Source organism: Clostridium sp., from assembly GCF_016650035.1.
Taxonomy (GTDB): domain Bacteria; phylum Bacillota; class Clostridia; order Clostridiales; family Clostridiaceae; genus Clostridium_AD.
In genome coordinates, this window is the sequence record NZ_JAENWM010000012.1 from 1 (window position 1) to 15,410 (window position 15,410).

The window sequence follows — 15,410 nt, forward strand, 5'->3', positions numbered from 1 at the left end:
TACTTATCAATCATTTTCTTAATATTTTCAAATGTAGAACATGATTTTATATCTATTTCGTCTTTCATATGTCCAAAAAATGATTCCTGAGGAGCGTTGTCCCAACAGTTACCTCTACGAGACATAGACTGTGCTAATTTGTATTTCTTTAGCAGCTTTTGAAATATTGGACTTGTATAATGACTACCTTGATCTGAATGAATAAATGCATCTTTTGTTAACGATACACGTCTAGTCTTAACAAGATACTTTATTGTATCTAACGCTATATCAAGTGTTATTCTATCTGATACTTTATATGCTAATATCTCATTTGTTGAAGAGTCCTTAATTGTTGATAAGTAGGCTGTTTTACTATTACCATATTGTAAATATGTTATATCAGTAAGCAAGACTTTTCCAGGCGTAGCCTGCTTAAATTCACGATTCAAAATATTTTTTACTACACAATGTTCCTTTGTTGCCTTAGCAATTTTTTTATATGGATTTGACTTTCTGTGAGGACACACTATTTTATATTTATTCATAATCCTACGGATACGTTTTAGACTATATATAATATTAAATTCATTCTTCAAAATCATTTTAATAGACCTAGAACCTTTCTTATATCCTCTCCTAGTAAATACTTTTAATATTAAGTCTCTATGTCTTATATCACTCTTCTCGCGTTCTATTTGTATATCCTTTGAAGCAAGATAATTGTAGTATCCAGATCTAGATACTCCTGATAATTCACATAAGTACCTGATTGAATTTTTAAAGGTATATTTTTGAATAATCTCTTCAATAATTTTAAAAGCATCCCTAGACATAATTTTATTATTTCTTTGTACCACCAGCCTTTCTTTCGCGTCTAATTTTTTTAACAATTCTACCTGTGCCTCAAGTAACTTAATTTTAGCTTCTTGCCTCTCAATTATCTCTTGTGGTGTTAATTTTCGAACTAGAGGACGCCCTGAAAACTCTTTTCTAGTATCAGTTAATCTAACTATCCCGTTTGCTTTATACAGTGCTTTCCAGCGAAATGCAGATTGATTAATACGTATCATTCCAATGATCTCCACATCAAAGCCATTTTCCTTAAAAATATCCCTTGGTAATTTACCTGACATATATTCATCAATAAATAAGCGTTTAAAGTCATCTGTATATGTAATGGCTTTATTACTTACATTAAGGACATTTTTATTTTTTTGGAGCGCTAATATACCTGCTTTTGAAAATAAAACTTTACTCATAATTACCACCTCTCACTATGTATTTAATTATACAAAAAAAGCACCTACAGCTCAAACACTTTTTTTCTAAGTGCCTAGTCTATAGGTACCAGTTTAGATCAGGCTTTCTTTTTATTTTTTGATTGTGCCTTCTTGTTTTTTTTCTGAACAGAATAACCAAATTTGCCTAGGGGTTTGGAATTAACACTAAAATATTCGCCGTGAGAATAAGTAATAAGATCTGCCAACTCAAAATGAATTTTTCCATTAGTATCTATTAAATTATTATCTACATGGGTATTTACAATTTCTGCTAAGAATAAATCGTGGGTACCCAGAGGGGTAATGCTCTTAACCACGCACTCTAGAGATACGGGGCATTGAGGAATTAAAGGAGCAGACACATCTTTACTGTCCTCAGTTGTGAAATTCATTTCACTTATTTTATCTATTTGCTTTCCAGATCGTACACCGCAGTAATCAACTTCTCTAACCATTTTAGAATTAGGGAGATTTACTACAAAGTCACCACTTTCTTTTATATATTCATATGAAAGCCTTTCAGGTTTTATGGCTACAGTTATCATTGGTGGTTTTGTACAAGCCATTCCTATCCATGCTACTGTAAATACATTTATTTTTCCCTCTTTATTTTTTGAGGTAATTAATACTACAGGGACAGGATTTAGCATTGCACTTCCTTTAAAAATAGTTTTTGTCATATATTATCTTCACTCCCGTATATTTAACATATATAGTTAAAATATTTTTCTGTTGTATAACATTACTCATTATACAATACCTTAAAAGATTTATACAACTAAATGTTAGCTAGAGGATATTCATCATTGTAAGGAGTGGTTGTAATTAATAATTTGTAAGTAATATGGTATAATAGTAATATGGCATACGGCATAGGGAATGTAGACCATAGACTATGGCAAAGTAAAATATAGGTATGGTGATAATTATGACAATATTAGGTGAAATAATATATGGCACGGGGAAGATAGTTGGGAATACCGCTGAGTATGGTATTAAAAAAACAGGAAGTATTATATCTACTATAGCAGAAATTTCAGGTAAGAATAAATTAGCGCAAGATACAGTGAAATATAGTAGAATTGCTTCAAAAGTGGTAGGTAAAACTACAAAAATAACTGCAGCAGTAACCGCGGTGCTAGTAGATAAAACTATTGATGGTACTATATATGCTGTAAAATATATTACTAAAAATGCTGTAGAAACCAGTGTTAAAGTTTATGGGCAATCAGAGAAATTCTATGATGAAGATAAATATATAGAAGCAGATTATAAAATTATAGATGAATAAGGTGTAATATGTTAAAAAATATATTTTAGTGTAATATTGGTATTAAAATTTTAATAATTTACTTTGCAAATATATATTTTAGTGCTATAATTTAAAACGAGAGTAAATACGAAATATAGCTATGAGAAATGAGAGCCACACTAATAAATCTATGAATAATAGATTTATACGGTGTGGTTTTTTGTATTTTGAGTTTACAACTTAAAATAATGTGAATAAAACACAAAAATGATGAATATAATGTGAAAAATATTTAAAACAATATTTATTTGATAGCTTTACAAATCATGGATAAGGTATAATTAGTGTGTGTGATATTTTCTTAGTTTACTATAAAATTATTGTTATAAAGGAACCAATAGGGGGATGAAGTTATGAGATTAGAAAACTTTAGTTTTATGGACAAGGGTGATTTAGAGATATTTGTATACAGATGGTTACCGAATGTGGAGGTGCAAGTTAAGGGTATAGTTCAGATAGCCCATGGAATGGCTGAAACAGCAGCAAGATATCAAGGGTTTGCAAGAGCACTCACAAATGACGGGTTTATTGTTTACGCAAATGACCATAGGGGTCATGGAAAGACTGCCGGTACAATTGAGAAACTAGGGGAATTAGGTAAGGATGGCTTTAACTCAATGGTGGAAAATATGCATGGACTAAACAAGATAATAAAAGAAGAAAATCCTAACTTGCCTATACTTTTATTTGGTCATAGTATGGGATCTTTCTTAACACAAAGATATATATGTTTATATGGAAGCGAATTAAAGGGTGCAATTCTTTCAGGATCTTGCGGGAAGCAGGGAGTTATTATAGATATAGCTAGACTAATAGCAAAAGGAGAAATCCGAAAAATAGGAAGAAGTGGCAAAAGTAATAAATTAGATAAATTATCTTTTGGAAGCTATAATAATTCGTTTAAGCCAAATAGAACAGCTTTTGATTGGCTCAGTAGGGATAACAAAGAAGTAGATAAATACATAAACGACCCATTCTGTGGTACGGTTTTCACAGCAGGATTCTTTTATGATTTTTTAGGTGGAATTAAAAGTATAGCTGACAATACGCAAATTACGAAGGTCCCAAAAGGGTTGCCAATATATATTATATCAGGGGAAAAAGATCCCGTGGGGAAAAATGGTAAGGGTGTTTTAAAACTTTTTAATACTTATAAAGAACATGGAATCGTAGATTTAACTTATAAGCTTTATAAAGATGGAAGACACGAGATTCTTAATGAAATTAATAAGGAAGAAGTAATTTTAGATATAATAAAGTGGCTTAATCTGCATGTGAATATATAGTTTAATAAAAATACAAGGTCACGATGAAACAATTTCATTGTAGATAAAAAGAGGCGATGAGCTAGTCATCGCCTCTTTTAAATTTGATGTTTTATTTTCTAGGTTCATATTTTTTCATCTTTTGATACTTACGATTAACATAATGAGTATGAAGGAGATCTTTAGCTTTTTCTCCATAAGGTGCTCCTAAGTATTCGTTATAAAGCTTTAGAATAGAAGGGTTTTCATGGGATTTTTTTATTGCTTTATTTTTATCTTCTTTATATATAGCATCTATTCTCTTTTGAAGTATATCACTATCACCGTAAATATAGGGTTGCCCCCCACCACCAATGCAACCACCGGGGCATGCCATGATTTCGATTATATGATAGGTAGATTCACCATTTTTTATGGATTCAAGTAATTTTCTGGCATTACCTAGGCCACTGGTTACTGCTACATTTACGTTCATGTCTTTTATCTTAATAGTTGCTTTTTTGGTACCTTCAAGCCCTCTAATGGAGTGGAATTGTAACGCAGGACCAGTTTCACCTGTAATCCACTCATAAGCAGTACGGACAGCAGCTTCTAAAACTCCGCCGGAAGCCCCAAAAATAACTCCAGCTCCGGTGGATTCCCCTAATGGATCATCAAAATTATCATCTTCTAAAGAGTTAAATTCAATACCTGCTTCCTTTATCATTTTTGCCAGTTCCCTAGTGGATATTACAATATCTACATCTCTTAAATTATCATGCTTTAGTTCATCTCTTGCAGCTTCATATTTTTTGGCAAGACAAGGCATAACAGATACTACTATCATTTTTTTTGGATCAATATTCATTTTTTCTGCAAAATATGTTTTGGCTATAACGCCAAACATTTGGTGAGGGGATTTACAAGTTGAAGGAATATCTAGCATTTCAGGGTAGTCATGTTCTAACATATTTATCCATGCTGGGCAGCAACTTGTGAGCATAGGAAGCGTACCGCCATGTTCTAGCCTATGTACAAGTTCACTAGCTTCTTCCACTATAGTTAAGTCAGCTGCAAAGTCTGTATCAAAAACATAATCAAAACCTAGAGCACGCAAGGCAGATACCATTTTACCAGTAACTAGAGTGCCAGGTTCTAAACCAAAGGATTCTCCAAGAGCAGCTCTTATGGCTGGTGCGGTTTGCACTACCACAATTTTATCTGGGTCGGCAATAGCGTCCCATACATTGTTCATGAAATGTACTTCCGTTAATGCTGCAGTTGGACATACAGCAACACACTGACCACAGAAAGTACAGTTGGTTTCGGCTAAAGGTGCATTAAAAGCAGGAGCTACATTGGTTATAAAACCTCTATTAATTCCAGACAAAACATTACAGGTTTGAACTTCATTACACATAGTTTCACAACGCCGGCACAAAATACATTTGTTTAAATTTCTAATAATAGAATAACTTGAGTTGTCTACCTCATAATGGGACATTTTACCTTCGTATTTAATTTCTCGAATGTCAAGCTCTGCAGCTAGCGATTGAAGCTCACACTGAAGATTTTTTTCACATAATAAACATTCTTTAGGATGATTAGATAGAAAGAGCTCAACTATTGCTCTACGTGATTTTATAGCCCTAATGGAATTTGTTACTACAACCATACCGTTAGTTACAGGAGTGGAACATGCAGGAGCTAAATTTCTACGACCTACCACCTCTACAACGCATACTCTGCAAGAGCCAGGGTCATTTATAGTTCTGTCATCATGGAGCTTAAAGTGACATAGTGTTGGTATATGAATATTAAGACTTTCCGCAGCAGTTAGTATAGAAGTACCCTCTGCTACTTTAGTTTCTATACCATTTATAGTTAAAGTTACTGAGTTCAAATTTATCACCTCTCTTTTGTATTACTTTCGTATTATGGCATTTACTGGGCACGCTTCATAGCATGAACCACATTTAATACATCTATCTTGGTCAATAACATGTAGCTTTTTAACTTTTCCACTTATACAGGTAACAGGGCAAATCTTAGCGCAACGGGTACAACCTATACATTTATCTGTAATGTGGTACATTAATAAGTCTTTACATACCCCAGCAGGACAGTGATGATCTCTTACGTGAGCATTAAATTCTTCTTCAAAATACTTTAAATTACTTAGAATAGGATTTGGAGATGTTTGGCCAAGACCACAAAGAGAAGTATCTTTTATAATATTACCAAGCTCCCTTATATTAGATATATCCCTCTCTGTAGCAGTACCTTTTGTTATTTTTTCAGCTATTTCATATAATCTAGTATTCCCTATTCTACAAGGAGTACATTTACCACAGGATTCTTCTAAAGTAAATTGAAGATAGAATTTTGCAATATCCACCATACAGTTATCTTCATCCATTACAATCATTCCACCGGAGCCCATCATGGAGCCTATGGAATTTAAGGATTCGTAGTCTATGGGAGTATCCAAAAGAGAGGCAGGGATGCATCCCCCAGAAGGTCCGCCAGTCTGAACTGCTTTAAATTCACGTCCGTTTTTAATGCCTCCACCAATATCGTATATGATTTCACGGAGTGTAGTTCCCATTGGAACTTCGACGAGTCCCACATTATTTATTTTTCCTGCAAGAGCAAAAACTTTAGTCCCTTTAGAAGTTTTAGTTCCTATGGAGCTAAACCACTCTGCACCATTATTTATAATTGCAGGTATTAAGGCGAAGGTTTCTACATTGTTAACGGAGGTTGGTTTATTCCAAAGACCACTCTCAGCTGGGAAGGGGGGCTTGTTAGTAGGTTCTCCACGATATCCTTCAATAGATTGTATAAGAGCAGTTTCCTCTCCACAAACAAAGGCACCTGCACCATATTTTAAGTACACATCAAAGTTAAAGTTAGTTCCCAAAATATTATTACCCAAAAGACCATAGGAGCGGGCCTGATTAATAGCTATTTTAAGTCTATCAATGGCTAAGGGATATTCCGCTCTAATGTATATATAACCAATGGAGGAACCTATAGCGTATCCAGCGATAGCCATGGCTTCTAACACACTGTGAGGATCGCCTTCTAGTATGGAACGATCCATAAAAGCACCAGGATCGCCTTCATCTGCATTACATATAATATATTTTTGAGCTGCTTTATAGCTCTTAGCAAAAGACCATTTTTTGCCTGTAGGGAAACCACCACCTCCACGTCCTCGAAGCCCAGAATCTGAGATTAGATCAATAATATCATCTTGAGACATGGAAGTAAGAACTTTGCCAAGGGCCATGTAACCTTTTTCGGCTATTGATTCTCGTATATCTTCTGGATTTATTAGTCCACAGTTTCTAAGTGCAATTCTATACTGCTTTTTATAAAAGGACATTTCATCTTGCCTTTTAACCTTTTGTTTTAGTGTTGGTTCTTCGTATAACAATCTTTCGATTACGTTACCTTTAAGTAAATGTTGCTGTATTATTTCTTCTGCATCCTCCGGTTTTACTTGAACATAAAATACATCATCAGGTTCTATTTTAACAATAGGACCTTTTTCACAAAAACCAAAACAACCAGTTATATGTACCTTTACTTCTTGGCCCAGGCCTGCTTCTTTGATTTTTGCGTTCAAGTTATCAATAATAAGTGCACTATCAGAAGACATACAACCAGTCCCACCGCAAACTAAAATATCACGGTTGCATCTAGTGTGTTCCACACTTAATTCCTCTTTATGAGAAAATTTTCTAAGGTCTAATAGTTTAGTGAAACCCTCATGAGCTTTTGCAAGTTCCTTAAAAGAATTTATTTTATTCAAGGTTAAATCCTCCTCGCTTTTTTCTTAAGTACTTATTCTGAATATTCTTCTAAAATTTTAATTACATCATTGGTTTTAAAATGACCATAAACTTTACCGTTAACAGTCACCACTGGAGCAAGTCCGCAGGCACCTATGCATCTAAGAGTTTCAATAGTATATTTTTTATCCGGGGTAGTTTCTCCAGCAGATATATTGAGCCTTCTTTCAAATTCACCGAGTATATCTGCTGCCCCTCGCACAAAGCAAGCGGTTCCAGTACATACATTTATAACATATTTCCCTCTAGGAATCGTAGTGAAGTATGAGTAAAAAGTTACAACACCGTATACTGAAGCAGTAGGTACATGCAATTTTTCTCCAACAAAATCCTGAACTTCATCAGGTAGGTAGCCAAATATTTGTTGCGCTTTATGTAAGACTTCAATTAGAGAGCTACGGTCATTAGGTACAGTTTCTATAAAATCTTCTAGCTTTATAAATTTCTCATTAGATAAGTTTTCTGAGCACACAATACAACCCTCCTTGCTATTAATAATAATAGGGGTATATATTAGATTTATTGCTTATATATCCCAATGCATTTTAGACAAACATCAACTAATAGTGTTTCCAATTTGCAAAATAATATCCTAGTGTTTTTAATATAGAAAAAAAAGAAGTCCTAAATGCGACTTCTATCGTTTTACATGTGGTTAAGCATACCTAAAATAAAAGAAATTACCCATATAATCCATGCAAACAAGCTAAATTTGTAGAATTGAGTTAACAAATTTTTGCTTTTTTTATTTAATATAATCACAGATCCAATGACATTAATTAGCATAATCACTAATGCAAGATATCCCAACATACCATGTAAACTAATTGTTGTCTTACTTCCAGCAAGATTGTACATTATAATAGTACTAGCCATATCAAAAATGAAGCCTACGCAAAACATAATGGTATGCCAAGTTAGCAATGTCCTTCGTTTGAATTCATTTAAAATAGAAATCGTATAAATAATAAATGCTAAATTTATTAGAATTATTGAAAAAACTAACATTTTACACCCCTCCTAAAAAATTAGATAGTGCTAACTATCATATGAACTATGCCTAAATACATATTATGGAATAACTAGACAATATCACATCACAAGAAAATTGTAAATATAAGGAAAGATTTACGTGATTTTACTTTTGAATAATTATTGTTGAGTACAAGAAAAAAACCTTTGCAAAAGATATGAATTGGATATAAAATATAATTAACAGCATATAATAAATTCACATAATTATATGTTAAACAACCCATTTTGAAATGTGGTTAAAATAATTTAAATGGATGGTGTTACAATGGACAACATTTTAGAAATTATTAAAAATGGGCAACTAACTTATGAGCAAAAGGTACTTACTCTTGCGAGAGCAGCGGAAAACAGCATAGACGTTCTAGACATTAGTAAGGAGACTCAGGAACTTCGTGATGAGGGTATAATTTGTGATCTTTTTGAAGGCCATGCACCATATAGGCCTAGATATATAGTACCTGATTACGAAAAATTTATGAAAAATGGAAGCGAATTTTTAGGACTTACGGCGCCCGTGGATATTTGGGAGGCTACAAATAGTTTGTTGATTTTGTACAGACATGTACCATCAATTACTTCATTTCCAGTATATATAGGAAATATTGATACTCTTTTGGATCCTTTTATAATAAATGAAGAAGAGGCTTTTCATGCGATAAAATTATTTTTAACACATATAGATAGAACCATAACAGATTCCTTTTGTCATGCTAATATAGGACCAAATGACAGTAAGGCAGGGAGATTAATACTAAGAGCGGAAAGAGAACTGCAAAATGCAATTCCTAACCTAACTTTAAAATATAGTACGTCTACACCAGATGATTTTGCTATTGATGCAATTAATACTGCTTTAATAACTGCAAAACCAAGTTTTGCCAATCATGAAATGTTTACTGACGAGTTTGATGGAAATTATGCTATAGCAAGTTGTTATAATGGACTTACTATAGGTGGTGGAAGTTATACGTTATCTAGACTGAATTTAGCTGGACTTAGCGTAAAAACAGAAAATGAAGATGAATTTATAAATGTCATTTTACCGGATGCAGTAGAGAAAATGGCGGGTTATATGAAGGAGAGAATCAGATTTATAGTGGAGGAAAGCGGGTTCTTTGAGACGAATTTCCTAGTAAAAGAGGGGTTAATTAGTAAAGGTAATTTCACGGGTATGTTTGGTATGTTTGGACTTGCTGAATGTGTGAATCATTTTATTGATGCATCAAAAGTAGAAAATAGATTTGGGCATAGCGAGGTAGCAAATAATTTAGGCTATAGAATTATTGAAAAATTAGAAACAGAGGTTAATAAATATAATGATCCTAACTGTAGTGTATTTGAAGGAAAATATTTATTACATGCTCAAGTGGGAATTGATTCTGATATGGGAATAAGCCCAGGATGTAGAATTCCAATTGGGGATGAACCTGAACTTTTACAGCATATAGTAGAGGCAGCTAAATTTCATAAATTCTTTCCTTCAGGAATAGGCGATATATTTAATTTTGATAGCACTGTTAAAGCTAATCCGCGTTATGTGTTAGATATTATTAAAGGTGCTTTCAAACAGAAAATGAGATATTTTTCAGCATATTCTACTGATTGTGACGTAATAAGAATTACTGGATATCTTGTTAAAAGATCAGAGATGGAAAAATTACAAAAGGGAGAGCAGGTATTACAGGATACAGTAGCACTAGGACTTGGGGCAGCTCTAAATCAAAGGGTACTAGACAGAAAGATAAGAAAAAATGATTAAGGGACTAGTAAACCGAATTATACCTTTTAGCTCTGTGGATGGGCCAGGTAATAGGACAGCTATATTTTTACAAGGGTGCAATTTTAACTGCTCTTATTGTCATAACCCAGAGACTATAAATGTTTGTAATAGTTGCGGTGAGTGTTTAAGTGTTTGCCATTATGATGCTCTTAAAATTAAAGCTAATAACATTGTGTGGAACCCCAAGGCCTGTAGCACGTGTGATGAATGTTTAAAAATTTGCAAAAGAAACAGTTCCCCTAAAGCACTTAATATGACTGTAGACGAAGTTATCGGTGAAATAGACAAGAATAAATCTTTTATATCTGGAATTACAGTTTCAGGTGGAGAGTGCACCCTCCAAAGTGAGTTTTTAACAGATTTATTTAAGAAAGTTAGAAAAATGAATTTAACATGTTTTATAGATACTAATGGGTCGGTACCATTATGGGAACATAAGGAACTAGTGGATGTTATGGATATGGCAATGGTGGATATAAAATCCTATAATAACGAGGAGCACAAGAAACTTACGGGCATGGGAAATGATACTGTAATAGAAAATGTAAAATATTTAGCTAAGTTAAATAAAATTTATGAAATTAGAACGGTTATTGTACCAGAAATTCTAGACAACTATAATAATGTAGATGAAATTAGCAAACTTATGGTGAGCTTAAATCCCGATATAAGATATAAACTTATAAAATATAGGCAGATTGGTGTACGAACTGATAAAATAAATAGTTATACACCTAAGGATGAAACCATGAAGGAACTGGTGAAGATAGCGGAGAATAATGGTTGTAGAAATGTGGTTATAGTATGATTATATAAACTAAAAAACCTCACAAAATGTGAGGTTTTTACTTTGTAGATTTCCTGTAAGTTATATGATAATATAGTTATAATATGTTATTTAAAATTTGTATTTTATTTAGAGATAACTGGGAATACTATAAATTTATAAAGAAAGAAGGGTATTTTAATGAATGAAGTTCAAAAGCTTAAGACTAGAGATGAGATAGAAAGTACGTTTAAGTGGAAAGTTGATAAAATGTATACAAATTCTGCATCATGGGAAGAGGATTTTAAAATATTAAAACTCAAAGCTCCAAAAATGGAAAGTTTTTCAGGGAAACTTGGAAAGGCTGAAGATTTATTATCATTTTTAGAAAGCAGTGTAGAAATTGAAAGAATTCTAGATAAACTACTTGTATATGCACATTTGAGAGCGGATGAGGATACAGCTAAGGCAGAGTTCCAAGTCCTTAAAAATAAGATCGATTCTTACGCAGCAGAGTTTTCTAGTATCACGGCATTCTTCGTTCCTGAATTATTAGCATTAAAAGATGGGGCTGTAGATGATGCGATTAAAAGACTTCCAGGACTTAAGCTATATGAGTTCTATTTAAAAGATATTTTAGAGCAAAAACCTCATATCTTAAGTGTAGAGGGAGAAAAACTTTTAGCTTCTGTTAGCGACTGTTTAAATGCACCAGGAAATATATTTGGAATGCTTACAAACGCAGATATGACATTTCCAAGTATAAAGGATGAAAGTGGTAATGAGATTGAATTAACAGAAGGAAATTACAGCAGTTTTATAAAATCAAAGGATAGAAGAGTAAGAAAAGATGCTTTTGAAGCATTATTTAAGACTTATAATGGGTTTAGAAATACTTTAACAACTTCATTAACATCTTCAATTAAGAATTTTATATTTAATGCAAAAACAAGGAATTATTCCTGTGCATTAGAAAGTTCACTTAAACCGAATAATATTCCACTAGAGGTTTATAGTAATGTTGTGGATACTATAAATAACAACTTATCCTCTCTTCATAAATATGTAAGCCTTAAGAAGAAACTGCTAGGCCTTGATGAAATTCATATGTATGATTTATACGTGCCAATGGTGGATGCGGGGGAAGACCATATTGAGTATGCGGATGGTGTTAAAATTGTATTAGATGGTATAAAACCACTAGGCAAAGAATATTTAGATATATTTAAAGAGGGAATTAGTGAAGGTTGGGTAGACGTATTTGAGAATAGGGGTAAACGAACAGGGGCTTATTCCTGGGGATGTTATGATAGCATGCCATATGTACTCCTAAATTATAATTATAAGTTGAATGATGTATCTACTCTTGCTCATGAAATGGGGCATTCCATTCATTCTTATTACTCAAAGAAGAATCAACCATATATATATTCGCATTATGAACTATTTTGTGCAGAAGTAGCATCCATAACTAATGAATGTTTATTAATAGATTATTTAATTAAAAATGAGACAGATAAGAAGAAAAGGTTGTTCTTAATAAACCAGCAATTAGAGGGTATAAGGACTACAGTGTTTAGACAATGTATGTTTGCAGAGTTTGAAAAAGTAACTCATGAAAATATAGAAGAGGGTAATCCATTATCACCAGAGGATTTATGTAAAATATATCACGATCTAAATGTAAAGTATTTTGGACCGGAAATGGTGGTAGATGAGGGAATAGACATGGAATGGTCTAGGATACCTCACTTTTATAATGATTTTTATGTGTATCAATATACTACAGGTTTTGCAGCAGCTAATTCTTTCAGTAAAATGATTGTTTGTGAGGGCGAAAGTGCTGTAGAAAGATATAAGGGATTCCTAAAAAGTGGTGGAAGTGACTATCCAATAAATTTACTTAAAAAGGCAGGGGTAGATATGTCGACTCCGAAACCTTTGGAGGATACTATAAGAAGATTTGATGAATTACTAGCGATGCTCGAGAAAGAGATATAAGATAGTATGAAATATCTTCTGCGTGCCTTGCAATAAGAACTCTACACAAGAAATTCAATTAAGAAATTCTAATCTTTTGCAAATATAAAATACCCTAACTCTCACACTCAGCATCCTGCTTCGGGTTCGCTAGCCACCTCTGGGTAGTTCCCTGGGGGGCATAACAATTATTAATTGTTATGTGTCCTGGAAGGCTTACGGCAATTTTACATTTGCAAAAGAAGAATTTCTAAATCAAATTTGATAGTGTTATCGTTTCTAATTGCAAGTCACTTCGGAGAAAATTCATACTTGCTATTTAGATAATATATTAAGCAGACGTCTGACATAATAAATGGAATGATTAAAAAATAGAATATTGTATAAGAGTCGGTGCGGAAATTTTGCTGACGGCGATCTGTGTATAGTGAAAAAAATTGACTTACCTCAAAAGGGTAAGTCAATTTTAAATTTTAATTAAGTTATTATTTCATAATTTTCTTTTGTTAATACATTTATTGTATTGACAATATCATTATCTTTGACAAGTATATAATCTGTATCATATGTAGAAATAGCAAATATACTTATTCCGTTTTGGGCTAGTAGTGTACTGATTGAGGAAAGTATTCCAATTAACGAAAAGTCTAATGGTCCTTCGATTTTTAGTGTTCTCCAATCTCTTTCACACTTTATGTTACTGGGTATGCTATCTTGGGAGCATACAATTGATAATTCATCTAATGTTTTTGTAATAGAATAAAAGCTACTATTTTTTGCCCATTCAGGAATCAATTCAGTTTTATCTAATCTGCAAACTCCAAATCTTTCTGTTAATAATTTCATTGTTAATATTTTTTCTGTCATAATTTTTTTTCATCCTCTCTTTTATGAGTAGTTAAAATACTCATTTATTTATCGACTCTATTTAAGATAGTTAATATTTAATTTATTATAGATACTTATATTATAACATTCATACAAATTAATTAAAATATCCTTCAGGTATTTATTTGCAAGCATAATATCTTTGACTTTAACAATATTAAAGACTATACTTAATATTATTAAGAAATATATTGTATTTTTTATAAATAAAATTGTGGAGTGATGATAATGCCAATAGATGTAGTACCAGATTGGTTGACTACTTTAGATGATGAAGATGTTAGTTTTATTAAGAAATTTATAATATCCTCAGGGTCATTAAAAGAAATTGCAGGTATTTATGGGGTTACTTACCCTACGGTACGACTTAGATTAGATAGGGTAATTCAAAAGATACAAATAGCAGAGGATACTACAAATGAGCCTTATGTTTCGTTAATAAAGAAATTGGCACTAAATGAAAAATTAGATTTCGATACTGCTAAAATTTTAATTTCGGAATACAAAAAAACAAAGAAGGGGGATTGATTGAAATTAAAAGTCTAATTATAATTTTAATAGGGACTGTCATACTACAAATATTTTTATCAAAACGAAAGAATAAGTGGTTTGGTTTAATATTGCCAATAATTAATATTATTTATTCTATTATGGCAGTTTTAGGTTTGGCTGCTTTTTTAGGTCAACCAATTGGTGAAATTATTATGCAATTGATTATGGTATTCTTAGCAAGTAATATTTCAACAGTTATTTTAATAGCTATATATTTTGCTTGTCGTGAAAAATTTAAAAAGAAAAAAGAAATTGATAAAATGAATATTCAAGATTTGGAATGATTTTTTTGTATACCAAAGAAATACTTGATTTTGACTTAGGGGGAATTTGAATTGAAGAAAAAAAAGATTATTCATTGTGAAAAGTGTTGTGGGGAAATTACTGATATTGATGATTTAGTTGTAACAAATAATTTTTTATCTATAGTTCCATATCATGAAGAATGCTTTTCGAAGGAGGTAAAGGGGTTATCTTCAATATTTGTAGGAAACACACCAATAAATGGAACTATGAGCAATGTAAGTACAATATTAGCAGTAATATTTGGTGTTATTGTATTATTCATTCAAGAACTTCGTTACATATCAGTTGTATCATTGTTGTTTTTATGTATAAGAGTCTATTCGTGGTTTCAATATGAGCGTCATTTATAATATAGTATAGGGGTAGTTTATATAAAACATGCACAAAAATATAAAAGGCACATGGAATTTTATGTGCCTTTTATG

The 15,410-nt window shown here is 32.3% G+C and carries 15 protein-coding genes; 8 read left to right on the forward strand and 7 right to left on the reverse strand.

All coding sequences use genetic code 11. The features are described from left to right. Both JJD95_RS04455 and JJD95_RS04460 read right to left on the reverse strand, forming a co-directional pair. Positions 1-1,241: IS3 family transposase (locus JJD95_RS04455; RefSeq protein WP_291640771.1), on the reverse strand; the 1,241-nt coding region annotated here is incomplete at its 3' end. A 98-nt stretch (positions 1,242-1,339) separates the two neighbouring features. Next, positions 1,340-1,942, reverse strand: a complete 603-nt coding sequence (locus JJD95_RS04460; RefSeq protein ID WP_291640773.1) for a flavin reductase family protein — start codon at positions 1,940-1,942, stop codon at positions 1,340-1,342. A gap of 236 nt (positions 1,943-2,178) precedes the next feature. Between JJD95_RS04460 and JJD95_RS04465 the strand changes: the two genes are divergently transcribed. Beyond that, positions 2,179-2,553, forward strand: a complete 375-nt coding sequence (locus JJD95_RS04465) for a hypothetical protein (protein WP_291640775.1) — start codon at positions 2,179-2,181, stop codon at positions 2,551-2,553. A 374-nt stretch (positions 2,554-2,927) separates the two neighbouring features. Beyond that, positions 2,928-3,860, forward strand: a complete 933-nt coding sequence (locus JJD95_RS04470; protein ID WP_291640777.1) for an alpha/beta hydrolase — start codon at positions 2,928-2,930, stop codon at positions 3,858-3,860. Positions 3,861-3,951: 91 nt separating this feature from the next. On the opposite strand, the gene JJD95_RS04475 is transcribed toward JJD95_RS04470, so the two are convergent. The 4 genes from JJD95_RS04475 to JJD95_RS04490 form a co-directional block, all read right to left on the reverse strand. After that, positions 3,952-5,721 carry an NADH-dependent [FeFe] hydrogenase, group A6 gene (locus tag JJD95_RS04475; RefSeq protein ID WP_291640779.1) on the reverse strand — a complete coding sequence of 590 codons (1,770 nt, stop codon included), beginning with the start codon at positions 5,719-5,721 and terminating at the stop codon, positions 3,952-3,954. Positions 5,722-5,742: 21 nt separating this feature from the next. Beyond that, complete coding sequence (locus JJD95_RS04480; protein ID WP_291640781.1) at positions 5,743-7,638, reverse strand: NADH-quinone oxidoreductase subunit NuoF; 1,896 nt, start codon at positions 7,636-7,638, stop codon at positions 5,743-5,745. A gap of 32 nt (positions 7,639-7,670) precedes the next feature. Beyond that, positions 7,671-8,150: an NAD(P)H-dependent oxidoreductase subunit E gene (locus tag JJD95_RS04485; RefSeq protein ID WP_291640783.1), complete on the reverse strand. Its 480-nt coding sequence runs from the start codon at positions 8,148-8,150 to the stop codon at positions 7,671-7,673. Between the two features lie 173 nt (positions 8,151-8,323). After that, positions 8,324-8,686 carry an HsmA family protein gene (locus JJD95_RS04490; protein ID WP_291640785.1) on the reverse strand — a complete coding sequence of 121 codons (363 nt, stop codon included), beginning with the start codon at positions 8,684-8,686 and terminating at the stop codon, positions 8,324-8,326. Positions 8,687-8,978: 292 nt separating this feature from the next. Here JJD95_RS04490 and JJD95_RS04495 point away from each other — a divergent pair, with 292 nt between their 5' ends. The 3 genes from JJD95_RS04495 (at position 8,979) to pepF (ending at position 13,260) form a co-directional block, all read left to right on the forward strand. Further along, complete coding sequence (locus JJD95_RS04495; RefSeq protein WP_291640787.1) at positions 8,979-10,472, forward strand: YjjI family glycine radical enzyme; 1,494 nt, start codon at positions 8,979-8,981, stop codon at positions 10,470-10,472. Beyond that, positions 10,465-11,301 carry a YjjW family glycine radical enzyme activase gene (locus tag JJD95_RS04500; RefSeq protein WP_291640789.1) on the forward strand — a complete coding sequence of 279 codons (837 nt, stop codon included), beginning with the start codon at positions 10,465-10,467 and terminating at the stop codon, positions 11,299-11,301. The genes JJD95_RS04495 and JJD95_RS04500 overlap by 8 nt, the downstream gene beginning before the upstream one ends. A gap of 159 nt (positions 11,302-11,460) precedes the next feature. Continuing rightward, positions 11,461-13,260: an oligoendopeptidase F gene (pepF, locus tag JJD95_RS04505; protein WP_291640791.1), complete on the forward strand. Its 1,800-nt coding sequence runs from the start codon at positions 11,461-11,463 to the stop codon at positions 13,258-13,260. 456 nt (positions 13,261-13,716) lie between these two features. Here the strand turns inward: pepF and JJD95_RS04510 are convergent, their stop codons facing one another. Further along, on the reverse strand, positions 13,717-14,106 hold the full coding sequence (locus JJD95_RS04510) for an ACT domain-containing protein (protein WP_291640795.1): 390 nt from the start codon (positions 14,104-14,106) through the stop codon (positions 13,717-13,719). A gap of 249 nt (positions 14,107-14,355) precedes the next feature. Here JJD95_RS04510 and JJD95_RS04515 point away from each other — a divergent pair, with 249 nt between their 5' ends. Genes JJD95_RS04515 through JJD95_RS04525 form a run of 3 tightly spaced genes read left to right on the forward strand, consistent with a single transcriptional unit; the run spans position 14,356 to position 15,335 of the window. Beyond that, the gene (locus JJD95_RS04515; protein ID WP_291640796.1) at positions 14,356-14,655 is read left to right on the forward strand and encodes a DUF2089 family protein; all 300 of its coding nucleotides are present in this window, start codon (positions 14,356-14,358) and stop codon (positions 14,653-14,655) included. Then, complete coding sequence (locus tag JJD95_RS04520) at positions 14,652-14,963, forward strand: hypothetical protein (RefSeq protein ID WP_291640798.1); 312 nt, start codon at positions 14,652-14,654, stop codon at positions 14,961-14,963. Before JJD95_RS04515 ends, JJD95_RS04520 begins: the two co-directional genes overlap by 4 nt. 51 nt (positions 14,964-15,014) lie before the next feature. After that, positions 15,015-15,335, forward strand: a complete 321-nt coding sequence (locus tag JJD95_RS04525) for a hypothetical protein (RefSeq protein WP_291640799.1) — start codon at positions 15,015-15,017, stop codon at positions 15,333-15,335. Positions 15,336-15,410 lie beyond the last annotated feature (75 nt).

Bases quoted from the DNA above. Each gene is read 5' to 3' on its own strand.
- JJD95_RS04460 (WP_291640773.1), bottom strand. From the start codon at position 1,942: ATGACAAAAACTATTTTTAAAGGAAGTGCAATGCTAAATCCTGTCCCT.
- JJD95_RS04465 (WP_291640775.1), top strand. From the start codon at position 2,179: ATGGTGATAATTATGACAATATTAGGTGAAATAATATATGGCACGGGG.
- JJD95_RS04470 (WP_291640777.1), top strand. From the start codon at position 2,928: ATGAGATTAGAAAACTTTAGTTTTATGGACAAGGGTGATTTAGAGATA.
- JJD95_RS04490 (WP_291640785.1), bottom strand. From the start codon at position 8,686: ATGTTAGTTTTTTCAATAATTCTAATAAATTTAGCATTTATTATTTAT.
- JJD95_RS04495 (WP_291640787.1), top strand. From the start codon at position 8,979: ATGGACAACATTTTAGAAATTATTAAAAATGGGCAACTAACTTATGAG.
- JJD95_RS04500 (WP_291640789.1), top strand. From the start codon at position 10,465: ATGATTAAGGGACTAGTAAACCGAATTATACCTTTTAGCTCTGTGGAT.
- pepF (WP_291640791.1), top strand. From the start codon at position 11,461: ATGAATGAAGTTCAAAAGCTTAAGACTAGAGATGAGATAGAAAGTACG.
- JJD95_RS04510 (WP_291640795.1), bottom strand. From the start codon at position 14,106: ATGACAGAAAAAATATTAACAATGAAATTATTAACAGAAAGATTTGGA.
- JJD95_RS04515 (WP_291640796.1), top strand. From the start codon at position 14,356: ATGCCAATAGATGTAGTACCAGATTGGTTGACTACTTTAGATGATGAA.